Genomic DNA, 23,218 nt, shown 5'->3' with positions numbered 1-23,218 from the left:
TTCCCACTCTCCCCTGCTACCAACGTAAGGCGCCCCACTGACATTCCCGAGCCACCAACCCGCAGACCGTCACCTTGAGTTGACGCGACCTTGACAGTGCAGATAAGCGGGGCCGAAGATCCACCGAGCAGCTGTGCGCAACCCCGGGACTGACAACGATGTCGCCAGGAAGGGACGCCGAGCCTTGAGCCATCGACCGACGCACCGCGGCACCATCGGACCGTTCGCCGCCCGACGCGGCAGAACCCCGCGCCGGGCGGGATCCCACCACAGAGTGAGATCACTCGGCCTGCGCCTGAAGTCACCTCTGGTCGCCGTCTTCGCGGCGGCCTTCTTCACAAGCGCACTGACGTCCACCGCACACGCCGCCCCCTCCCCGGGGGGCCAACTCACCGACCTGGTCAACCCGTTCATCGGAACGCAGAACGAGGGGAACACCTACCCGGGCGCCGCCGTGCCGTTCGGGATGGTGCAGCTCTCCCCCGACACCGGGCACGACACCGGCTACGACTACGACCAGACCACCATCCGCGGCTTCAGCGCGGTGCACCTGTCGGGGGTGGGCTGCGGCATCGGGGGCGATCTGCCCGTACTGCCCACCACCGGCGACATCTCCTCCACCGACTACGCGAAATACGCCGCTTCCTACTCGCACGCCCAGGAGCAGGCGTCCCCCGGCTACTACCGGGTGGGGCTGTCCTCGTACGGCGGCATCACCGCGGAGCTGACGGCCTCCACCCACACGGGATGGCAGCGCTACACCTTCCCCGCCACCACCAAGGCCAATGTGCTGCTCAACAGCGGGCAGGCGCTGCACAGCGTCAGCTCCAGCACGGTCACCGTGCTGGACAACCGCACGGTGGCCACGACCATCACCGGCCATGGCTTCTGTCAGGACACCAGGCCCTACACGGTATACACGGTCACCCGCTTCGACCGCCCGTTCACCGATCACGGCACCTGGAGCGGCGGTACGGTCACCGACGGGTCCGACTCCTCGTCCGGCGGTGGGCTGCGCGGCGCCTACCTGCGCTTCGACACCACGTCCCAGCGCACGGTGACCGCCACCACCGCGATCAGCTATGTGAGCGTCGACGGCGCCAGGCGCAACCTCGCCCAGGAGGGCCGCGGCACCTTCGACGGCACCGCCCGGGCGGCCCAGCAGTCCTGGGAGCACTGGCTGGAGCGGGTTCGGGTACAGGGCGGCAGCGAAGAGCGGCGCCGGACCTTCTACTCCTCGCTCTACCGTGCCCTGCTGTCCCCCAACACGGGCAGCGACGTGGACGGCTCATACACCGGCTGGGATGGCCGCGTACATAAGGCCGATGGGTTCACATACTACCAGAACTGGTCGCTGTGGGACGTCTACCGCACCCAGGCGCAGTTGCTGTCGCTGCTCGCTCCCGCCCAGATGCGGGACATGGCCCTATCGCTGCTGAAGGTGAACGACCAGGGCGGCTGGCTGCCCAAGTGGGCCTACGCCACGGTCGAGACCAACATCATGACCGGCGACCCGGTCACCCCGTTCCTGGTGAACGCCTACAACCAGGGGCTGTTGGCGGGCCATGAACAGGAGGCGTACCAGGCGCTGAAGAAGAACGCCGACTCGGTGCCGCCCGCCGGTTCCCCCTACGAGGGCCGCGGCGGCAACCCGCGCTACCTGGTGGACGGTTACGTACCGCTGGACCCCAACGCCCCGCACAAGCCAGGGGACTTCGACTACGACCACGGCCCGTCGGCCACCCTGGAGTACGCGCTGTCGGACGCGGCCCTGAGCACGATGGCGCACAGGCTCGGCCACGAGGCGGACGCCCGGCGCTACCTGGCGCGCGGCCAGAACTACCGCAACATCTTCGACCAGCGCACCGGGTTCTTCCGGGCCCGTGACCCGCAAGGGGTTTTCACCGGGCCCGCCGACCCCAAGAAGAGCGTGGGATTCCACGAGGGCACGGCCTGGCAGTATCTGTGGCTCGTTCCGCAGGACATCCCCGGGCTGACGAAGCTGATTGGCGGCGCGGTCGCCACCAACAAGCGGCTGGACTCCTTCTTCGCCTATCCGCAGTTGCTCAAGGACCCGGCCGGAACCGCCCGCAACATCTGGGTGAACGGGCCGTACACCTACTACAACCAGGACAAGTACAACCCCGACAACGAGCCGGACATCCTCGCCCCCTACACCTATCTGTCCACCGGGCAGCCATGGAAGTCCACGGACGTGGTGCACGCGGCGCTGACGCTGTTCACCAACTCGCCCGACGGCCTCACCGGAAACGACGACCTGGGCACGATGTCCTCATGGCAGGTGCTCTCCGCGATCGGGATCTTCCCGGTGACCTCCGGAGTGGACACCTGGGCCCTGTCCACCCCGGTCTTCGACCGGGTCGACCTGACCCTGGACCAGCACTACTACCCGCGCGGCCATCTCACCATCACCGCTCCGGGCACCTCGGACAGCAAGCGGTACATCCAGTCGGTGCGGGTGGGCGGCCGGGCGCGTTCGGCGACGTATGTCACGACCGGCGATCTGCGGGCAGGACGGGATATCGCCTTCACCGTCGGAAGTAAACCTTCCGCATGGGGGACGAAGCCGACCGACGCTCCTCCGACGATCGAGAGCCGTCCGGTCGCCCAGCACCATCTGGCGCTTGGGCTGACCCCGCCGACCGCCACCACCTCGGCGGGCGGCACCGTGACCCTGACCGCCGACGCGGTGCTCACCGACCCCGGCACCGCGACCGGCACGCTGACCGTCACCCCCGGCGGACCGCTGACCGCCGACCCGGCACCGCGGGGGTTGAGCCTGCGCTCCGACAACCTGCCCGCCACCGCCGAGGTGCCGGTCCGGGTGACCGTCCCCGCGGGCACGGCGCCCGGCACGTACCAGGTGGTGGCCCGGGTGAGGGACGGCCAAGGCGCCACCGTCGCCCGTACCGCGACCATCACCGTCACCTGAACAAGTGAATGACGAAGCCCCGCCTCCCGGAAGGGGAGGCGGGGCTTCGTCTCAGCTAGCCCTCAGCGGGAAGCGTTCAGCTCTGGCCACCGGCCAGCTTCTCGCGAAGCGCGGCCAGCGCCTCGTCCGAAGCCAGGGCGCCGGAGTTGTCGGCCGACTCCGAGGAGTACGAGCCGCCGGACGCCTGGCCGCCGCCCTGCGGAGCGGCCTGGCCGCCCTCGGCCGCCGCCTCGGCGTCGGCCTCGCGGGACTTGATGACCTGCTGCTGGTGCTGCTCGAAGCGGGTCTGCGCCTCGGCGTACTGGCGCTCCCACTCCTCGCGCTGCTTCTCGTAGCCCGGCAGCCAGTCGTTGGCCTCCGGGTCGAAGCCCTCGGGGTAGATGTAGTTGCCCTGGTCGTCGTAGGACGCGGCCATGCCGTAGAGGGTCGGGTCGAACTCGACCGAGGCCGGGTCGGCGCCGAAGGACTCGTTGGCCTGCTTCAGCGAGAGGCTGATGCGGCGGCGCTCCAGGTCGATGTCGATGACCTTGACGAAGATCTCGTCGTTGACCTGGACGACCTGCTCCGGGATCTCCACGTGGCGCTCGGCCAGCTCGGAGATGTGGACCAGACCCTCGATGCCCTCGTCCACGCGGACGAACGCACCGAACGGCACCAGCTTGGTGACCTTACCCGGAACGACCTGGCCGATCTGGTGGGTACGGGCGAACTGCTGCCACGGGTCTTCCTGGGTCGCCTTGAGCGACAGGGAGACGCGCTCGCGGTCCATGTCGACGTCCAGGACCTCGACCGTGACCTCCTGGCCGACCTCGACGACCTCGGACGGGTGGTCGATGTGCTTCCAGGACAGCTCGGAGACGTGGACCAGACCGTCGACGCCACCCAGGTCCACGAAGGCACCGAAGTTGACGATGGAGGAGACGACGCCGGAGCGCACCTGGCCCTTCTGCAGGGTGGTGAGGAAGGTCTGGCGGACCTCGCTCTGGGTCTGCTCCAGCCAGGCACGGCGGGACAGGACCACGTTGTTGCGGTTCTTGTCCAGCTCGATGATCTTGGCCTCGAGCTCCTTGCCGACGTACGGCTGCAGGTCGCGGACGCGGCGCATCTCGACCAGGGAGGCGGGGAGGAAGCCGCGGAGGCCGATGTCGAGGATGAGACCACCCTTGACGACCTCGATGACGGTACCGGTGACGATGCCGTCCTCTTCCTTGATCTTCTCGATGGTGCCCCAGGCGCGCTCGTACTGGGCGCGCTTCTTGGAGAGGATCAGGCGGCCTTCCTTGTCCTCCTTCTGGAGAACCAGGGCCTCGATCTCGTCACCCACGGCGACGACCTCGTTCGGGTCGACGTCGTGCTTGATCGAAAGCTCACGGGAGGGGATGACGCCCTCGGTCTTGTAACCGATGTCGAGCAGGACCTCGTCCCGGTCGACCTTCACGATGACGCCGTCGACGATGTCGCCGTCGTTGAAGTACTTGATCGTCTCGTCGATCGCGGCGAGGAAGGCTTCCTCGGAACCAATGTCGTTGACCGCCACCTGCGGGGTGGTGCGAGGGGCCTCGGTGCTGCTCGTCATTAGGGAAAGGACTCCGGTACGGACAGTAAGTCGTAGGTACTGCTACGCCGAGAGCCCGTATCGCCTCTGCCGATTCCGGACAGCCTCGAGGCGGTGGATCCGTGATCCGGAAATCTACGGACATCGCCTCAACAACCGAGAGGTCTACAACAGATGCGAGCGCAGCCTGCTCCGTCCGAGGCGCGCAGGCCCGCAGCGCAACTTGTAGCATACGGGGGCAGCCGGGCACGGTCAATGCGCGAAGAGGCATACCAGGGACGCAACGTCACATACCCGGTACAAACCGCCCAGCCGCAGCTCCCCCGAGGTCCGTGACCCGCGGAACCCCGAATCCTCCGATGAGAGTACGACGACCGCCGCGATGATCCAAGACTCCCCGTCCGACACCGTCGACCAGCCCGAGCCGGAAGCGGTGCGGCGCACCGCGGACACCGCCGAGAGCAGCCGGGCGAGCCGTGGGTGGTGGGACCGCAACGCCGACGAGTACCAGGCCGAACACGGTACGTTCCTGGGCGACGACCGCTTCGTCTGGGGCCCCGAGGGCCTGGACGAGGCCGATGCCGCCCTGCTCGGCCCGGCGCGGGAGCTGGCCGGACGGCCGGTGCTGGAGATCGGCTGCGGTGCGGCGCAGTGCTCGCGCTGGCTGGCGGGGCAGGGCGCCCGGCCGGTGGCGCTGGACCTGTCGTACCGGCAGTTGCGGCACTCTCGCCGGATCGGCGGCGGCTTCCCGCTGGTGCAGGCGGACGCGGGCGCGCTGCCGTTCGCGGACGGCTCGTTCGACCTGGCGTGCTCCGCGTACGGCGGGGTGCCGTTCGTGGCCGACTCGGCGCGGGTGATGCGCGAGGTGCACCGGGTGCTGCGGCCGGGCGGGCGCTGGGTCTTCTCGGTCACCCACCCGATCCGCTGGGCCTTCCCGGACGAGCCCGGCCCCGAGGGGCTGACCGCCACCGCGTCGTACTTCGACCGCACCCCTTATGTCGAGCAGGACGAGCACGGCACCGCCGTGTACGTGGAGCACCACCGCACCGTCGGGGACCGGGTGCGGGAGATAGCGGCGGCCGGTTTCCGGCTGGTCGACCTGGTGGAGCCGCGCTGGCCGGAGTGGAACACCCAGGAGTGGGGCGGCTGGTCCCCGCTGCGCGGGGCGCTGCTGCCGGGCACGGCGATCTTCGTGTGCGTACGGGACTGACCGCGTGATCCGGACCGCGGCACTCGACCTGCCGGTACGCGACGTGCTGCCCGCGCTGCTGGCCGCCCTTGACGAGCACGGTGGCGCGGTGCTGGCGGCGCCGCCGGGCACCGGCAAGACGACGCTGGTACCGCTGGTGCTGGCCGGGCTGCTGGACGGTGCACCGGTGCGGCGGGTTCTGGTGGCCGAGCCGCGGCGGATGGCGGTCCGGGCGGCGGCCCGCCGGATGGCCTGGCTGCTGGGCGAGGAGGCCGGGGACCGGGTCGGGTTCACGATTCGTGGGGAGCGGAAGGTTTCACGGCGCACCGTCGTAGAAGTGGTGACGACGGGTGTGCTGCTCCAGCGGTTGCAGCGCGATCCCGAACTGCCCGGTGTGGACGTGGTGCTGCTCGACGAGTGCCATGAGCGGCATCTGGACGCGGACACCGTGATGGCGTTCGTGCTGGACGTGCGCGCCGCGCTGCGCCCGGAGCTGCGCGTGGTGGCGGCGTCGGCGACGACGGACACCGCGGCGTGGGCGCGGCTGATGGGCGATGTGCCGGTGGTCGAGGCGCGGGACGTGCTGCATCCGGTCGATGTGGTGTGGGCGCCTCCGGCGCGTGCGGTACGGCCGCCGCACGGGATGCGGGTGGATCCGGCGCTGCTGGAGCACACGGCGTCGGTGGTGCGGCGTGCGCTGCGGGAGCGCGAGGGGGATGTGCTGTGCTTCCTGCCGGGCGTCGGGGAGATCGCGAGGGTCGCCGGGGCGCTGGGGTGCGTCGATGGCGTGGAGGTGTTGCAACTGCACGGGCGGGCGCCCGCCGCGGTGCAGGACGCGGCGCTCGCGCCGGGCGCCCGGCGGCGGGTGCTGCTGGCCACCTCGGTGGCCGAGTCCAGTCTTACGGTGCCGGGCGTGCGGGTGGTGGTCGACTGCGGTCTGGCCCGTGAGCCGCGCACCGACCACGCACGGGGCCTGGGCGCGCTGGCGACCGTTCGGGTGTCCCACGCGGCGGCCCGTCAGCGCGCCGGCCGTGCCGGGCGCGAGGGGCCGGGCACGGTGTACCGCTGCTGGTCGCGGGCCGATGACGTCGGTCATCCCGCCCGGCCCGCACCGGAGATCGCGGTGGCGGACCTGGCGGCGTTCGCGCTCCAGGTCGCGTGCTGGGGTGATCCGGACGCGTCCGGGCTGGCGCTGCTGGACGCCCCCGCGCCGGGCGCGATGGCGGCTGCGCGGGAGACGCTGCGGGCGGTCGGGGCGCTCGGCCCGGACGACCGGGTGTCGGACCGCGGGCGGCGCATGGCCGGAATGGGACTGCATCCCCGGCTGGCGCGGGCGCTGCTGGACGGCGCGCGGCTGATCGGCGCGCGCCGGGCGGCCGAGGTGGTGGCGCTGCTCAGTGAGGAGCCACCCCGGGAGTACGGGGACGATCTGGCCGGGGCGTGGCGCTCGGCCCGGCGGGGCGGTGACGGTTACGGCGGACGCTGGCGAGCGGAGGCGAAGCGTCTGACGGCGGTTGCCACTGAGGGCGGCGTGGCGGAGTCCCGTGCGGGCACGGCGTCGGACGGCGGGCTCGCCGACGACCTCGCGGCCGGGTTGGTGGCCGCACTGGCCTTCCCGGAGCGGGTGGCCAGGAGGCGTGCCGGCGGATATCTGATGGCCTCGGGCACGGCGGCCGAACTCGCCGACGGCACCCGGCTGTCGGGGGCGGACTGGCTGGCGGTGGCGGTGGCGGACCGTCCGGTTTCGGCCGCCTCGGCGCGGGCGCGGCTGGCCGCGGTGATCGACGAGGAGACGGCGCGCACGGCTGCGGCGCCGTTGCTGTCCTCCTACCAGGAGGTGGCGTGGGACGGGGACGTCGTGGCCCGCGAGGTGCGGCGGCTGGGGGCGATCGAGCTGTCGTCACGGGCGCTGCGCTCCCCCGACCCGGAGGCGGTGCGGGCGGCGCTGCTTGACGGGCTGCGCCGGGAGGGCACCGGTGTGCTGCGGTGGAGCCGGGAGGCGGAGGGGCTGCGGCAGCGACTGGCGTTCCTGCACGGGGAGTTGGGCGCGCCGTGGCCGGATGTGTCGGACGGGGCGCTGCTGGACCGCGTCGAGGAGTGGCTGGGCCCGGAGCTGGGCGCGGCCCGGCGCCGGGCGGATCTGGAACGGGTGGACGCGGGCGCCGCGCTGTCCCGGCTGCTGCCGTGGGCCGGCGGGGAGGCGGCCCGGTTCGAGGAGTTGGCGCCGGAGCGGGTCGAGGTGCCCAGCGGCTCCCGGATCCGGGTGTCGTACGGCGAAGGGCAGCCGGTGCTGGCGGTGAAGCTCCAGGAGTTGTTCGGCTGGCAGGAGACGCCGCGGATCGCGGGCGGGCGGGTGCCGCTGCTGGTGCATCTGCTCTCCCCCGCCGGGCGTCCGGCGGCGGTCACCTCGGATCTGGCGTCGTTCTGGCGGGACGGGTACCGCGCGGTGCGCGCGGAGTTGCGCGGACGCTATCCCAAGCATCCTTGGCCCGAGGACCCTTCGACGGCGCGGGCGACACGGCGGACGAACGGACGGTCCTAGGCGGGCACCGGCCGCGGGGTCGGTTCCACGGTGTCCGTACTGGACGCGCCGCCGCGGCGGTCGCGGGCTTCCAGCACCAGGGCGATGGCCAGCAGCGCGGCGCCCAGGCCCAGGAAGCCCCAGGGCAGATAGCTGGTGAGCGCGAGGACCAACTGCCGCTGCTCCTTGACGAGTTCGACGGTCGAGTCGACGTAGTCGGGCCGCATCTTCACATCGCCCGCGAAGGCGATCAGCGGTGTTTTCTGCGGGTCGCCGATATAGCGCATCTCCTCCTTGTGGATCTCCTCGCCGTTGACCGGTGCGCCGGTTACCGGGTCCACCCAGAACATTCGCTTGGTGGTGTACCAGCGTTCCATTCCGGCGGCGGTGACGACGGCGGGTGTCACGCCGAGCGGCATCTTCTTCGGCAGCGGCACCTTGGTCCATGGAATGGTCTGCTCGAAGTAGTAGACCTTCAGGCCGTGGAAGTTCCGCGTGCCCCGGTAGTGGATGGGGGCGGAGGTGCGGGTCTGGGCGTCGAAGTAGTAGTAGTCGCGTTTCTGGGTGAGGAACGGCCACTTGAACTCGATGCCCTGGCGGCGCACCGGGTCGCCGTCCACGCTCTCGCCGCCCGCGTGCACGGGTGCCTGGGAGTGGGCGTCGAAGACGTAGCGTTCGGGGATCTCGGAGACCATGGCGCCGTGCGGGTCGGCGATGTAGGACAGCGCGTCCCACACGACGACATCGCGGCCGGTCTGCTTCTTGACCTGTTCCGCCGCCCGCACATTACCGCGCAGCGTCTGCACGATGTTCACTTCGGGAACGGTGACGTCCTTCATCCGGGTGTAGTCGAGCAGGGTCGGGTTCTTCGCCTGGAGGACGACGACCTGGTATTCGTTGGCTGGGATCTTCGCCAGCCGGGGAAAGGCGTACCAGCGCAGCAGTGGTGACAACGCGGCGCAGAACGCGGCGAATCCGAGCAGTACCAGGCTGGCTTTGCGGCGCATTCTCCCGGCCCCCTTCACGGATGCCGCGGGACGGTGGTCATGAGCGGCTTCGGTGAGGTGCTGCCCGCCGGCGCCCCGATCGCGGTGATCGTCATGACCAGGGCCAGCGCGGCGGCGAGTCCGACGGCCGCGGCGATCAGGGCGCGCATGGACAGCCTCCCGGTGTGGGCTGCGGGGCCCGACGCACGGTAGCAACCGGAACGCCAAATGAGAACACGTTCTCTGACGCAACGTCAGGAGGGCCGGGTCGTGTCGACCCGGCCCTCCTGGCGTTGCCGTGGGTTCAGTGCGCCGACTGGCTGGGCGCGGCGGACGGCGAGGGGCTGGCGTCGCCGCTCGGCTTCGGTGTCGGGCAGCGGCCACCGCTCGGGGACGGTGAGGGCGAGGGCGACCCGGAAGCGCTGCCGCTCGGCGAGGGCGACGGGCTCGGGGACGGCGACGCGCTGGCGCTACCGGACGGCGAGGGCGACGGGCTGGGCGAGCCGGTGGGGCACCCCCCGGTGGGCGACGGGCTCGGGCTGCCGCTGCCGGACGGGTGCGGCGAGGGGCTGCCGCTCGGCCCGGGGCCGATACTGCCGCTGGCCGACACGGTGGGCAGCGGGCTGTGCGAGGGCGACGCGGACGGTCCACCGCCCGGCCTGCCTCCGGCGCCGGACGAGGCCGACGGCGACGGCTGCGCCGACGGCATCCGGTCGCCCCCGGCACCGGGCGCCGAGCCGCCACCGGAGCCGTCCGCGATCTGGTGCACGCCGTTGAGGTAGTACTGGTACCAGTCCTTGACGGTGTTCAGGTAGTCCTGGGAGTGGTTGTAGCCCAGGATCGCGCGGTCCAGGCCCTTGGGGTCGGACAGGTCGCCACCGGCGGCGCACAGGTAGTCGGCGGCGGCGAGCGAGGCGTCGTAGATGTTGTTGGGGTCCTTGACGCCGTCACCGTTGCCGTCCGCGCCCCACTGCGCCCAGGTGGACGGGATGAACTGCATGGGGCCGACCGCGCGGGCGTAGGACAGGCCGCCGTCGTAGTAACTGGTGCTGCTGGAACCGATGTTGGCGTTGCCCCCGGTGCCGTCCAGCACCGGGCCGAGGATCGGCGTACGGGTGGTGCCCGAGGCGTCCACGTTGCCGCCGTCCGCCTGGCCGGACTCCACCTCGCCGATCGCGGCGAGCAGCTGCCAGCGCAGATGGCAGCCGGGCCGACTGCTCTGGAGCGCCGCCTCGGCCTTCTGGTACGCGGCGAGTACGGTCGCGGGGATGCCCGCGCCACCCGCCCCCACACCCGACCCGCTGCCGGGCTGCCCGCTGGGACTGCCGGGCCTCACCGGCGAGTTGAGCGGCGGCAGGTTGGTGATGTACGGCTTTCCACCGTCGATCGGCGGGCCGGGAGGCGGGGCCACGGTGCTGCCGTGTGCCACGCCCAGGGCCACGCCCGGGGCCTGCGAGGCGGTGAGCGCCGCCATCGCCAACGCCGCGATCGCGGTGCCCGCCGCACCCTTGCGTATCCGTCGGCCGAACGGCACAGACATACGCCTATTCCCTCCCGATGGTGTGTCGTATGCGCTCCCCAGCGCGACAACGAAACGGACACTACGGCAACTTGTGAACCGGAGCCACCGTCCGTGACAGAGATGGTGATGAACAGTGCGAATCACAGCCACGGGAGGCGTGGATGCCATTCACCTTCAGCCATCCCGCGGCGGTACTGCCCCTGCTGCGGACCGATGCCTCAGGCACGGTACGCGGGCGCGGACCGTTGCTCGCGGCAGGGCTGATCGCCGGGTCGCTCGCCCCGGACGTGCCGTTCTTCCTCGACTCGCTGATCCCCGGAACCGGCCGATACGGCCGGGCAACCCACGGTTTGGCCGGTGCGGCCGTGCTCGATCCGCTGCTCGCGGCCGGGCTGACGGGCGGCTGGCTGGCGGTGCGCGGGCCGCTGACCGCCTTGCTGCCGCCGCGGATCGGCGGCCGCGCGGCGCCGCTGCTGGGCATGGCGACGGGTGGGGCGACGGCACCGACGGTGCGGGACACCGGATGGTTCTGGGTCTCGGCGGCGACCGGGGCGGCCACGCATCTCGGCTGGGACGCCTTCACCCACCAAGGACGCGGCGGTGTACGCCTGTTGCCGGTGCTGAGCCGCACCATGTGCGGCGTACCGCTGTACCACTGGGCGCAGTACGCGAGTTCGGCCGCGGGACTGGCCGCCCTCGGGCTGTGGACGGCGCGGGAGTCGCGGCGCGCCCCGCATGTGCCGCCGCCCGCGGTACCCCGATTGACGGCGCGGAGCAGGCGGGCGGGCGGCTGGGCGCTGGCGGCCTGCGCGGTGGCGGGGGCGGCGCTGCGCTGTCGGCGGGACCGGCCGGGCGACGTCTCGTCGTTGATCGCCTCCGCCACCTTCGGCGCGGGCGCGGGTCTGGCGCCGGCCGCGGCGGCGGTCGCCGCCGCGGTCCACGCCAGACGGGCGCGCTCGCGCGACCGGAGCGGTCAGTGCGCGGCGGACTCCCAGTCGGGGCCGTGACCGACGGAAACGTCGAGCGGGGCACGCAGCGGGTAGGCACCCGCCATCTCCCGCCGGACCAGTTCCTCGACCTGCTCGCGCTCGCCGGGCGCCACCTCCAGCACGATTTCGTCGTGCACCTGTAGCAGGGTGCGGGAACGCAGCTCCTCCTTGGTCAGCGCCTCGTCCACCCGCAGCATCGCGATCTTGACGATGTCGGCGGCCGAACCCTGGATCGGCGCGTTGAGCGCCATCCGCTCGGCCATCTCCCGGCGTTGCCGGTTGTCGCTGTTGAGGTCCGGCAGATAGCGGCGGCGGCCCAGCAGCGTCTCGGTGTAGCCGGTGACCCTGGCCTCCTCCACCACCCGGTGCAGATAGTCGCGCACCCCGCCGAACCGCTCGAAGTAGGTGTCCATCAACGCCCTTGCCTCCGCGGCGTCGATGCCCAACTGCTGGGAGAGGCCGAACGCGGACAGCCCGTAGGCCAGCCCGTACGACATCGCCTTGATCTTGCGCCGCATCTCGGCGTCCACGCTCGCCCTGGGGACGTCGAAGACGTACGAACCCACCGTGGTGTGCAGGTCCTCGCCGGAGGTGAAGGCGGCGATCAGGCCCTCGTCCTCGGACAGGTGGGCCATCACCCGCAGTTCGATCTGGCTGTAGTCGGCGGTCAGCAGCGACTCATAACCCTCGCCGACCACGAAGCCCCGGCGGATCGCCCGGCCCTCGTCGGTGCGGACCGGGATGTTCTGCAGGTTGGGGTCGGTGGACGACAGCCGTCCGGTGGCGGCCACCGTCTGGTTGAAGGTGGTGTGGATCCGTCCGTCCGGCGCGATGGTCTTGATCAGGCCCTCAACGGTGGAGCGGAGCCTGGCCTGTTCACGGTGGCGCAGCATGATCACCGGAAGCTCGTGGTCGGTCTGCCCGGCGAGCCACGCCAGCGCGTCGGCGTCCGTGGTGTATCCGGTCTTGGTCTTCTTGGTCTTGGGCAGCCCCAGCTCGCCGAACAGCACCTCCTGGAGCTGCTTGGGCGAGCCCAGGTTGAACTCGTGCCCCACCGACCGGTGCGCCTCTGCGACCGCCTGCTGCACGGCGCCGGCGAACTGCTGCTCCATGCGCTCAAGCCACTCGCGGTCGGCGCTGATGCCGTGCCGCTCCATCCGGGCCAGCAGCACCGAGATCGGCAGCTCCACGTCCCGCAGCAGCTCCAGCGCGCCGTCCGCGGCCAGCCGGGCACTGAACACCTCGCCCAGGTCAGCCACCGTACGGGCCTGGAGCATCAGCGCCTCCGCCTCGGCGCCGTCGTCCACGCCGAACGCCAACTGCCCGCCGTCGCCCTCGGACGTGGTCAGCTCACGGCCCAGATACTCCACCGAGAGCGCGTCCAGGGCGAACGAGCGCCGCCCGGGCTTGATCAGGTACGCGGCCAGCGCGGTGTCCATCGCCACGCCGTCCACCGTCCAGCCGTGCTCGGCGAAGACCCGCATGGCGCCCTTGGCGTTGTGCAGCACCTTGGGCCGGTCACGGTCCGCGATCCAGCGTGCGAACGCCTTCTCGTCCCGCTCCACCAGATGCGCCGGATCGAACCAGGCCGCCGGTCCCTCCTCGGTGGCCAGCGCGATCTCGGTGACCGTCCCCGAACCCAGCGCCCAGGAGTCGACCGTGGCCACCCCGACCGTGCCCTGGCCGTGCTCCTCCAGCCAGTCGGTCAGCTCACCGGCGGCCAGCACCCGCCCGTCGATCTCCACCCCGTCGCCGACCGCCTCGGCGGCCTCGCTGGTGCCGGGGTCGGCCGCGTACAGCCGCTCACGGAAGTTGGCGTGCCGGAACTCCAGCGCCTCCAGCACCACATCGAGCGAAGCCCGGTCATACGGTTGACGCCCCAGCCCGTCGGGGCCGACCGGCAGTTCGACGTCCCGCACCATCTCGGTGAGCCGGCGGTTCAGCGTGACCGCCTCAAGGTGGTCGCGGAAGCTCTGCCCGACCTTGCCCTTGACCTCGTCGGCCCGCTTCACCAACTCGTCGAACGAGCCGAACTGGATGATCCACTTGGCCGCGGTCTTCTCACCGACGCCGGGAATGCCCGGCAGGTTGTCCGACGGGTCGCCGCGCAGCGCCGCGAAGTCCGGGTACTGCCGGGGGCTGAGGCCGTACTTCTCCTCGACCTTCTGCGGGGTGAACCGGGTCAGCTCGGACACGCCCTTGGTCGGGTACAGCACCGTCACGTTCTCGCTGACCAGTTGGAACGAGTCCCGGTCACCGGTGACGATCAGCACCTCGTAGCCCGCCCGCTCGGCCTGGGTGGCCAGGGTGGCGATCACGTCGTCGGCCTCGAAGCCGTCCACCGCGAACCGCGGCACCCGCATCGCGTCCAGCAACTCGCCGATCAGCTCCACCTGGCTGCGGAACTCGTCCGGAGTCTTGGAACGCGTCGCCTTGTACTCCGGATACTCCTCCATCCGCCAGGTCTTGCGGGACACGTCGAACGCCACCGCCAGATGCGTCGGCTGCTCGTCACGCAACGTGTTGGCCAGCATCGAGGTGAACCCGTAGATCGCGTTCGTCGGCTGGCCGGTGGCGGTGTTGAAGTTCTCCACCGGCAGCGCGAAGAACGCCCGGTACGCCAAGGAGTGCCCGTCCAGCAGGAGCAGGCGCGGGCGGCCTCCCTTCTGGCCTCCGGTCGCCCCGGTGGTCGTCGCGGTCTTCTTCGCCGTCGTCTTCGATGCCTTTGCTGCCACGTCTCCGATCCTCCCACGGACCACTGACATCCCCGCCCGCGGCGCCGCCACCCGCCCTCGCCGTCAGCGGCCCGTGGGAGGATTCGAAACGACAGCATCGAACACGCGACGCCGGCCGGGGCGAACCCGTACCGGCACGTAGCGAAGGGGACGACGATGGCAGGCAAACCGCCCGCGGGGGACCCGGTCCAGGACGCACCCGATGTCACCGCACCGCAGCACGCCGCCGCCGGGCTGCCCGCCATCGGGCACACGCTACGCATCGCGCAACAGCAGATGGGCGTGCGCCGCACCGCGCTGACCCTGCTCAAGGTCAACCAGAAGGACGGCTTCGACTGCCCCGGCTGCGCCTGGCCCGAGCCCGACAAGCGGCACCGCGCGGAGTTCTGCGAGAACGGCGCCAAGGCCGTCGCGGAAGAGGCGACGCTGCGCCGCGTCACCCCCGAGTTCTTCGCCCGCCACCCGGTCTCCGACCTCGCCGCCCGCAGCGGCTACTGGCTCGGCCAGCAGGGCAGGCTGACCCAGCCGATGTACCTGCCCGAAGGCGCCGACCACTACGAGCCGGTGCCGTGGGAGCGCGCCTTCGACATCATCGCCGAGGAACTGCGCCGGCTCGACTCGCCCGACGAGGCGGTGTTCTACACCTCGGGCCGCACCAGCAACGAGGCCGCTTTCCTCTACCAGTTGTTCGCCCGCGAACTGGGCACCAACAACCTGCCCGACTGCTCCAACATGTGCCACGAGTCATCGGGCTCCGCACTCACCGAGACCCTCGGCGTCGGCAAGGGCAGCGTGCTCCTCGAAGACCTCTACCGCGCCGACCTGATCATCGTCGCCGGACAGAACCCCGGCACCAACCACCCCCGGATGCTGTCCGCGCTGGAGAAGGCCAAGGCGAACGGCGCGAAGATCGTCACCGTCAACCCGCTGCCCGAGGCGGGACTCGAGCGGTTCAAGAACCCGCAGACCGCCCGCGGACTCGCCGGTTCCGGCACCCCGCTCACCGACCTGTTCCTCCAGATCCGGCTCGGCGGCGACCAGGCGCTGTTCCGCGCCCTGAACAGGCTCCTCCTGGAGACCGACGGAGCCGTCGACACCGAGTTCGTCGCCCAACACACCCACGGCTTCGAGGAGTTCGCCCAGACCGCCCGCGCCACCGACTGGGACGAGGTACTGCGCGCCACCGGACTGGACCGCCAACGGATCGAGCAACTGCACGACATGGTCCTGAGCGCCCGCAGCATCGTGGTGTGCTGGGCGATGGGCCTCACCCAGCACAAGCACGCCGTGCCCACCATCCGCGAGGTCGTCAACTTCCTGCTGCTCCGCGGCAACATCGGCCGCCCCGGGGCCGGAGTGTGCCCGGTGCGCGGCCACAGCAACGTCCAGGGCGACCGCACCATGGGCATCTTCGAACGGCCCGCGCCCGCCTTCCTCGACGCCCTGGAGAAGGAGTTCGGCTTCGCACCACCGCGCGAACACGGCCTGGACGTCGTACGGTCCATCCGCGCGCTTCGCGACGGCACGGCGAAGGTGTTCTTCGCCATGGGCGGCAACTTCGTCTCCGCCACCCCCGACACCGAGGTCACCGAGGCCGCGATGCGCCGCGCCCGGCTCACCGTCCATGTGTCGACCAAGCTCAACCGCTCCCATGTGATCACCGGCGCCCGCGCCCTGATCCTGCCCACTCTCGGCCGCACCGAGAAGGACGTCCAAGCCACCGGCGAACAGTTCGTCACCGTCGAGGACTCCATGGGAATGGTGCACGCCTCCCGCGGCGGACTCGCCCCCGCCAGCGCCCAGTTGCTCTCCGAACCCGCCATCATCTGCCGACTCGCCCGCGCCGCGCTCGGCCCGGACAGCGTCGTCCCCTGGGCCGAGTTCGAAACCGACTACGACCTCGTACGGGACCGGATCTCCCGGGTCGTCCCCGGCTTCGAGGACTTCAACACCAAAGTCCGCCGCCCCGGCGGCTTCACACTGCCGCACGCCCCGCGCGACAACCGCCGCTTCCCCACCGCCACCGGCAAGGCCAACTTCACCGCCGCTCCCGTCGAGTACCCCCAGGTACCCGAAGGCCGGCTGCTGCTGCAGACGCTGCGCTCGCACGACCAGTACAACACCACCATCTACGGCCTCGACGACCGCTACCGGGGCATCAGGGGCGGCCGCCGCGTCATCCTGCTCCACCCCGAGGACGCCCACGCCCACGGCCTGGCCGAGGGCGCGTACACCGACCTGGTCAGCGAGTGGTCCGACGGAGTGGAGCGGCGCGCGGAGGGGTTCCGCGTCGTCCACTACCCCACCACCCGCGGCTGCGCCGCCGCGTACTACCCGGAGACCAACGTACTGGTCCCGCTCGACCACACCGCCGACACCAGCAACACCCCGGCGTCGAAGTCCGTCGTCATACGCCTGGAGGCCACACGTGATCAAAACCACCTCCCGACGGCCGCCCCGGACGCGTGAACACCTGATAGGACGCTGCTGACACACTTCCCGGGGGCCGCGGCCGACACCGCGGGCTCCCGGGGCCCAGGCGGTGCCGGCTCCGCGACGTCCGAAGCCCACCGCGACCGACCGAAGACGATCGGAGCCGACCGACATGGGCGAGCAGGCCGCCACCCAGGCCCCCACCAAGTTCCCGCCGGAGGTCCTCGAACAGTACGCAGGGCTCGGCATCGACCTGCCGTCCCTGTTCTCCGCCGGAACCCTGGGCACCCGCATGGGCATCCAGGTCACCGAGGCCTCCGCCGAGCGGGTCGTCGGCACCATGCCGGTCGAGGGCAACACCCAGCCGTACGGGCTGCTGCACGGCGGCGCCTCGGCCGTACTCGCCGAGACCCTCGGCTCGGTCGGCGCCATGATGCACGCCGGACCCCACAAGCTCGCGGTCGGCGTCGACCTCAACGCCACCCACCACCGCGGCATCCGCGCCGGCACCGTCACCGGCGTGGCCACCCCCGTGCACCGGGGCCGCTCCACCGCCACCTACGAGATCGTCATCACCGACGAACAGGAACGCCGCATCTGTTCGGCCCGACTGACCTGCGTACTGCGCCCCTCGGCCCCCAGCGGCAACCAGACCACCTGACCGCCGCCTACCGCCCGTGCGGGGCGATGGCCAGGATCGCCACGTCGTCGTGGAGCGCCCGCGCGTGCCGGGGCAGATCGGTGTCGAGGAAGTCGATCACATCCCTGGGCGTGGGCGCCGCCAGCCCGGCGAAACGCCTCCGCAACTGGTCCAGCAGCGGGTAGAAGACCCCACCATGGTCCCGGGCCTCCATCAGGCCGTCGGTGCACAGCAGCAGCACATCCCCCGGAGCGAAGCGGTGCTCATAGGACACCGGACGCCCCGGGGCCAGCACGCCCAGGCCCAGCGGAAGGGCCGGCGGCCCGGCGAGCGTGTTCACCTCCCCACCGGAGATCAGCACCGGCTCGATATGGCCGTGGTTGATGATCGTCACGCGGTTCGCCCGCGAGTCGTACTCGACCAGGGCGGCGGTAACGAACAACTCGTCGTCGAGGATCGCCGCCGCCTCCCGGGTGATCCGGCGCTCCATGCTGACCGCCACCTGTAGCAGGTCGCCGGGATCGTAGGCGGCCTGCCGGAAACTGCCCAGCACATCGGCGACAGTGCGCACGGCCTGCAGGCCCTTGCCCCGCACATCGCCGATGATGGCCCGCTCACCCGCCGGGGTCGCGCAGATGTCGAACAGGTCGCCGCCCACCATGGTCCCCGCCTCGGCCGGGTGGTACAGGCTGGCCGCCAGCACATGGCCCACCTGGTGCGGAACCGGCCGCAGCAGGGTGTGCATCAGCGCCTCAGCGACCGAGTTGGCGTGCAGCAGATGCGCTTCCTGGCGCTTGCGGTGGGCGGACAGCGCGGTGCCGATGAAGCCCACCAGGGCCGTGGAGATGTACGCGCCGACATAGTGCCTCTCCCACAGGTCGTGGGCGTTGCGGCCGGCACAGCACGGCGTCCCGGCCAGGACCGCCTCGAACGCGATCGCGAACACCGTCACCCCGGCGACGCTCACCGGGCCCTGGGTGTACGCGGCGATCACCGGCAGCGCGATGAGCAGGAAACTCACCGGCCACTGCACCGGAGTCACCGGCTCCAGCAACAGCACCGCCGCCACGTACGCGACCGGCAGCCAGCGCATCCAGGCCGGTGCGGCGGGCACCTGCAAGCCCGCGTCGCTCAACCTCGCCGCACGGCGGTGGTCGGCCTTGCCGACCTCGCCGCGGTGTTGCTGGTTCACCTGTCACTCCCAGCGGTGTGCGGCGGGTGTGCGGTGCCCAGGCAGACGGTTGGATGCGCGGCTTGGACGCCGGTGGCGCGGAAGGAACTCCTGGGCGGCGGCTTCTTCCTCCTGACGGCATACGACCGACCAGCGCCGTCACCATCATCTTCCCGAGCACCTCGCGGCGCACGGCCAGCGCCCGCCGCACGGCCGGGCGGCTGCGGCCAGACGGCGTAACGGCCCGAAGCGGCCGTCACGCCATCAGCGCCACGCCAGGTGACATGGGACCCAACGTGCCCGGACGCGCCGGGAGCAGCCGGACGGCGGACCTCAGCCGGCCGCGCCCTTGTCGTCCGTGCCGCCCTTGTCGTCCGTGCCGCCCTTGTCGTCCGTGCCGCCCTTGCTGGCGGTGCCGCTGACCTCGTCGATGACGGCCTGTGCCACCTGCTGCATCGACATCCGGCGGTCCATCGACGTCTTCTGGATCCAGCGGAACGCGGCGGGCTCGCTCAGCCCGTACGCCGTCTGCAACGCGCTCTTGGCCCGGTCCACCAGCTTGCGGGTCTCCAACCGCTGGGCCAGGTCCGCGACCTCCGCCTCCAGCGCGCGCAGTTCGGTGAAGCGGGAGACGGCCATCTCGATGGCCGGAACCAGGTCGCTCTTGCTGAACGGCTTGACCAGGTACGCCATCGCGCCCGCCTCACGCGCCCGGTCGACCAGTTCCCGCTGCGAGAAGGCGGTCAGCATCAGCACCGGAGCGATGCGCTCCTTGGCGATGCGCTCGGCGGCGGAGATCCCGTCCAGGATCGGCATCTTCACGTCCAGGATCACCAGGTCGGGCCGGTGCTCCTCGGCGAGTTCCACCGCCCGCTGGCCGTCCCCGGCTTCGCCGACGACCAAGTACCCCTCTTCTTCGAGCATCTCCTTGAGGTCGAGGCGGATCAGCGCCTCGTCCTCGGCGATGACGACGCGCGTCGTGTGCGGCGGAACGTGCGACGGTTCGCCTTCGGCGTCGGCAGCCGGGGGCGTCATCTCATCGGGGGCGTCAGCGGCGGTCACTGGCTTCGGCTCCTCATTTCAGTGCGGGGGTGCATGCATGAGCCTACCTACGTCCTGTAGGTTTGAGTCATGGCGGGTATCCGCTATCCTTCATTTCGAAGGGGCCCCGGTAGCCCAACTGGCAGCAGGCAATGGATTCAAAACCCATACAGTGTCGGTTCGAATCCGACCCGGGGCACTCACCTTCTTTTCCAAGGTCATCACCTCATTAGCGATCTTCACCGCTTGGAGTGAACAACCCTTCGATTCGGCCAGAGGTCATTGACTTTCCGCCAGGATCGACCGCATGTACGACCTTGAGACGCGCAAGCGCGCACTCACCCTGCTCCGCCAAGGACGCAGCCTCAACTCGGCCAGCAGGCAGACGGGCATCTCCCGCGCCGCCATCCGCGGCTGGCAGGCCCGGATCGAGCCGCTGCGCCCAAGTGACTGCTGCCGGTGCCGAGATCGCCCCGAGCTCCCCCATCCCCCGGACGCGTACGCCTACTTACTCGGCCTGTACCTCGGTGACGGCTGCGTCAGCCCGCATCCGCGCACCGGTTACTTCCTCCGCATCGCCTGTGCCAACGCCTGGCCTGGCCTCATCGACGCCTGCGCCAACGCGGTGCACGCCGTACATCCGACGGGCTCGGTCCACCGACTGCCACGCGAGGGCTGCGTGAGCGTGGTCAGCTACGGTCGGCACTGGCCCTGCCTCTTCCCCCAGCACGCGCCCGGGAAGAAGCACGAGCGGCACATCCAACTCGCCACCTGGCAACGGGAATCGGTCAACGCCCACCCCTGGGAGTTCCTCCGCGGACTCGTCCACTCCGACGGCTGCCGCACCACCAACTGGACCGAACGCACCGTCGCCGGGCAGCGCAAGCGCTACGAGTACCCCCGCTACTTCTTCACCAACAAGTCCGAGGACATCCGACGGCTCTACACCGACACCCTCGACCACCTCGGCATCGAGTGGAAACAGGCGAACACCTGGAACATCTCGGTGGCCCGCAAGGCCTCCGTGGCGATGATGGACCGGCACATAGGCCCCAAGGACTAGGAGCCGTACGTTCAGGCCCCCGCTACTTCGGTGAGTCGTCCTCCCCGATGTGGTGGACCCGGACCATGTTCGTCGTGCCGGGGACGCCCGGGGGTGAGCCTGCCGTGATGACGACCACGTCGCCGGGCTTGCAGCGGCCGATTCGCAGGAGGTGTTCGTCGACCTGCTCGACCATCTCGTCCGTCGTCTGGACCATCGGGCCGAGGAACGTCTCCACGCCCCAGGTCAGGCTCAGTTGTGAGCGTGTCGCCGGTTCCGGGGTGAAGGCCAGGACCGGGATCGGTGAGCGGTAGCGCGACAGGCGCCGGGCGGTGTCGCCGCTCTGGGTGAACGCCACCAGGAACTGCGCGCCGAGGAAGTCGCCCATCTCGGCGGCGGCCCGGGCGACGGCGCCGCCCTGGGTGCGCGGCTTGCCGCGTTCGGACAGCGGGGGCAGGCCGGCCGCGAGCATGTCCTCCTCGGCTGCCGCGACGATCCGGCTCATGGTCTTGACGGTGGCCACCGGGTACTTGCCGACGCTCGTCTCGCCGGAGAGCATCACCGCGTCGGCCCCGTCCATCACCGCGTTGGCGACATCGGATGCCTCGGCGCGGGTCGGCCGGGACGCCTCGACCATGGAGTCCAGCATCTGGGTGGCGACGATGGCCGGTTTGGCGTTCCGCCTGGCGAGTTTGACCGCGCGCTTCTGCACCATCGGCACGGTCTCCAGCGGCATTTCGACACCGAGGTCACCGCGCGCGACCATGATCCCGTCGAACGCGTCGACGATCTCGTCCAGGTGCTCGACGGCCTGTGGTTTCTCGATCTTGGCGATGACCGGGATCCGCCGTCCCTCCTCCGCCATGACGCGCAGCACGTCCTCCGCATCGCGGGCGTTGCGTACGAAGGACAGGGCGATGACGTCGGCGCCGATGCGCAGGGCCCAGCGCAGGTCCTCCAGGTCCTTCCGGGAGAGCGCGGGGACGCTGACGGCGACGCCCGGCAGGTTGAGGCCCTTGTGGTCGGAGACCAGCCCGCCCTCGATGACCATGGTGTGTACGCGGGGGCCTTCGACGTCGGTGACTTCGAGGGTGACGCGGCCGTCGTCGACGAGGATGCGTTCACCGCGGCTGACGTCGGCGGCCAGACCGTTGTAGGTCGTGCCGCAGATCTGCCGGTCGCCCTCGATGTCCTCGACGGTGATGGTGAACTCGTCGCCACGTTCAAGGAGTACGGGGCCTTCGGCGAACCGGCCGAGGCGGATCTTCGGGCCTTGAAGGTCGACCAGCACCCCGACGCTGCGCCCGGTCTCGTCGGCTGCCTTGCGCACCCGGCGGTACCGGTCCTCGTGTTCGGCGTAGGAGCCATGGCTGAGGTTGAACCGGGCGACGTCCATTCCTGCCTCGACCAGGGCCTTGATCTGGTCGTACGAGTCTGTGGCGGGGCCCAGAGTGCAGACGATCTTTGCTCGGCGCATACTGCCGAGCCTACGACCTACCTGCCGGTAGGGAACCGTCTCCCGGAGAAGGGGGAACGTCCGCTCCGTTAAAGGTTGTTGACGTGAATCGCAACGGTGTACGTACCCCACAAGGGCTTTCAGCGCGGCTCAGGCGCCCGCAGGTCGGGTCGGGTCATGGTGAAGTGCGCGGTGACCTGGGCGTGCACGGTCTGGCGTTCGGGTTCGAGGGTGATCGCCGGGACCGGCTGGGCCCCGGCCGCACCGCCGGGGGCGGCGGGTGCGAACGCCCGGGGGTGATATGGGGCGGTCGGCTCCGTGCCGGTGTCGGCGAGTTCGAGGAGCGCGGTGACCTCTCCGCCGAGCGCTTCGGCGTACTCCCGGGCGCGTCGTACGGCGTCCCGTACGGCCTGGGTTCTGGCTGTGCGGTAGGCGGGTGAGTCGGGTCGCAGGGACCACCATGGGCCGTCGACCCTGGTGAGGTCGAGTTCGGCGAGTCGGGTGATGAGTTCACCGAGGGCGGTGAAGTCGTTGAGGGTGACCTGGAGGTGGACGCGGCCGTGGTAGGAGCGAACGCGTTCGCCGCGTCCCTTGGCGAGTTCGGGGGTGATGACCAGGGCGCTGGTCTGGGTCTTCTCGACGGCTTCGGTGTGGGCCCTGATGAGTTCCAGGACGGTGGTGTTGCGGCGGGTGAGGTCGTCGAGGGCGCCGCGGCGGTCGGTGCCGCGGGCGTTCACGGTGATGGCGATGCGGGCGAGTTCGGGTTCGGCCTCGATGTGGGCCTCGCCGCGTACGCCGAGGCGTGGCGCGTCCTCGTGGGGGTGGTCCTGGGGTGCCGGTGTCGTGGTCATGTCTCCACTGTGGCAGGCGCGTTGGGCACCGGAGGGTTGTCGGTGGGGCGCGTACGGGGGTGTTGTGCGCGCGGTCTGGCTGGGTGAAGGCGAACAGGGCGGTGGTCTCCGGCCGTGTTCGCCTCCGGCGGCTG

16 protein-coding genes and 1 tRNA gene are annotated in these 23,218 nt (G+C 70.8%); 8 read left to right on the top strand and 9 right to left on the bottom strand.

What is annotated here, in order from left to right; genetic code table 11:
• Positions 1-274: 274 nt before the first annotated feature.
• On the top strand, positions 275-2,953 hold the full coding sequence (locus P3G67_RS05445) for a GH92 family glycosyl hydrolase (RefSeq protein WP_391858203.1): 2,679 nt from the start codon (positions 275-277) through the stop codon (positions 2,951-2,953).
• Positions 2,954-3,029: 76 nt separating this feature from the next.
• Here P3G67_RS05445 and rpsA read toward each other — a convergent pair whose 3' ends face one another.
• Positions 3,030-4,529 carry a 30S ribosomal protein S1 gene (gene rpsA / locus P3G67_RS05440; RefSeq protein ID WP_269854441.1) on the bottom strand — a complete coding sequence of 500 codons (1,500 nt, stop codon included), beginning with the start codon at positions 4,527-4,529 and terminating at the stop codon, positions 3,030-3,032.
• Between the two features lie 361 nt (positions 4,530-4,890).
• Here rpsA and P3G67_RS05435 point away from each other — a divergent pair, with 361 nt between their 5' ends.
• Positions 4,891-5,718: a class I SAM-dependent methyltransferase gene (locus tag P3G67_RS05435; RefSeq protein ID WP_276092401.1), complete on the top strand. Its 828-nt coding sequence runs from the start codon at positions 4,891-4,893 to the stop codon at positions 5,716-5,718.
• A 4-nt stretch (positions 5,719-5,722) separates the two neighbouring features.
• Complete coding sequence (gene hrpB / locus P3G67_RS05430) at positions 5,723-8,239, top strand: ATP-dependent helicase HrpB (RefSeq protein ID WP_276092400.1); 2,517 nt, start codon at positions 5,723-5,725, stop codon at positions 8,237-8,239.
• Here the strand turns inward: hrpB and P3G67_RS05425 are convergent.
• From P3G67_RS05425 to P3G67_RS05415, 3 genes are all read right to left on the bottom strand, one after another.
• Entirely contained in the window at positions 8,236-9,225 is a 990-nt protein-coding gene (locus P3G67_RS05425; protein WP_276092399.1) for a DUF3068 domain-containing protein, read from the bottom strand. The genes hrpB and P3G67_RS05425 overlap by 4 nt on opposite strands.
• Before the next feature lie 14 nt (positions 9,226-9,239).
• A complete protein-coding gene (locus tag P3G67_RS05420) occupies positions 9,240-9,374 on the bottom strand; it encodes an SPW_0924 family protein (RefSeq protein WP_269854437.1) in 135 nt (44 codons plus the stop codon).
• A gap of 134 nt (positions 9,375-9,508) precedes the next feature.
• Positions 9,509-10,744 (bottom strand): lytic transglycosylase domain-containing protein, encoded by a 1,236-nt coding sequence (locus P3G67_RS05415; protein WP_276092398.1) that lies wholly within the window; start codon positions 10,742-10,744, stop codon positions 9,509-9,511.
• Positions 10,745-10,887: 143 nt separating this feature from the next.
• On the opposite strand from P3G67_RS05415, the gene P3G67_RS05410 reads away from it, so the two are divergent.
• Positions 10,888-11,733, top strand: a complete 846-nt coding sequence (locus P3G67_RS05410; protein WP_276092397.1) for a DUF4184 family protein — start codon at positions 10,888-10,890, stop codon at positions 11,731-11,733.
• Here P3G67_RS05410 and polA read toward each other — a convergent pair.
• Positions 11,700-14,480: a DNA polymerase I gene (gene polA, locus P3G67_RS05405; RefSeq protein ID WP_276092396.1), complete on the bottom strand. Its 2,781-nt coding sequence runs from the start codon at positions 14,478-14,480 to the stop codon at positions 11,700-11,702. The genes P3G67_RS05410 and polA overlap by 34 nt on opposite strands.
• 126 nt (positions 14,481-14,606) lie before the next feature.
• Between polA and P3G67_RS05400 the strand changes: the two genes are divergently transcribed.
• Positions 14,607-16,919, top strand: coding sequence for an FdhF/YdeP family oxidoreductase (locus P3G67_RS05400; protein WP_276092395.1), 2,313 nt, complete (start codon positions 14,607-14,609; stop codon positions 16,917-16,919).
• Positions 16,920-17,055: 136 nt separating this feature from the next.
• Positions 17,056-17,544, top strand: a complete 489-nt coding sequence (locus P3G67_RS05395; protein WP_276092394.1) for a PaaI family thioesterase — start codon at positions 17,056-17,058, stop codon at positions 17,542-17,544.
• A 7-nt stretch (positions 17,545-17,551) separates the two neighbouring features.
• On the opposite strand, the gene P3G67_RS05390 is transcribed toward P3G67_RS05395, so the two are convergent.
• The gene (locus tag P3G67_RS05390; RefSeq protein WP_276092393.1) at positions 17,552-18,715 is read right to left on the bottom strand and encodes a PP2C family protein-serine/threonine phosphatase; all 1,164 of its coding nucleotides are present in this window, start codon (positions 18,713-18,715) and stop codon (positions 17,552-17,554) included.
• 312 nt (positions 18,716-19,027) lie between these two features.
• Positions 19,028-19,729 (bottom strand): ANTAR domain-containing response regulator, encoded by a 702-nt coding sequence (locus tag P3G67_RS05385; protein WP_276092451.1) that lies wholly within the window; start codon positions 19,727-19,729, stop codon positions 19,028-19,030.
• A gap of 130 nt (positions 19,730-19,859) precedes the next feature.
• Between P3G67_RS05385 and P3G67_RS05380 the strand changes: the two genes are divergently transcribed.
• Positions 19,860-19,934, top strand: a tRNA-Leu gene (locus P3G67_RS05380).
• Positions 19,935-20,042: 108 nt separating this feature from the next.
• Entirely contained in the window at positions 20,043-20,798 is a 756-nt protein-coding gene (locus tag P3G67_RS05375) for a helix-turn-helix domain-containing protein (RefSeq protein WP_276092392.1), read from the top strand.
• 22 nt (positions 20,799-20,820) lie between these two features.
• Here P3G67_RS05375 and pyk read toward each other — a convergent pair whose 3' ends face one another.
• Both pyk and P3G67_RS05365 read right to left on the bottom strand, forming a co-directional pair.
• On the bottom strand, positions 20,821-22,254 hold the full coding sequence (gene pyk / locus P3G67_RS05370) for a pyruvate kinase (RefSeq protein ID WP_269854429.1): 1,434 nt from the start codon (positions 22,252-22,254) through the stop codon (positions 20,821-20,823).
• Between the two features lie 119 nt (positions 22,255-22,373).
• Positions 22,374-23,084: an SIMPL domain-containing protein gene (locus P3G67_RS05365; RefSeq protein WP_269854428.1), complete on the bottom strand. Its 711-nt coding sequence runs from the start codon at positions 23,082-23,084 to the stop codon at positions 22,374-22,376.
• Positions 23,085-23,218: the final 134 nt, after the last annotated feature.

Source organism: Streptomyces silvisoli (assembly GCF_029269905.1).
Classification (GTDB): Bacteria; Actinomycetota; Actinomycetes; order Streptomycetales; family Streptomycetaceae; genus Streptantibioticus_A; species Streptantibioticus_A silvisoli_A.
The sequence above is the reverse complement of the archived record's forward strand: the minus strand, read 5'-3'. Positions and strand labels throughout refer to the sequence as shown.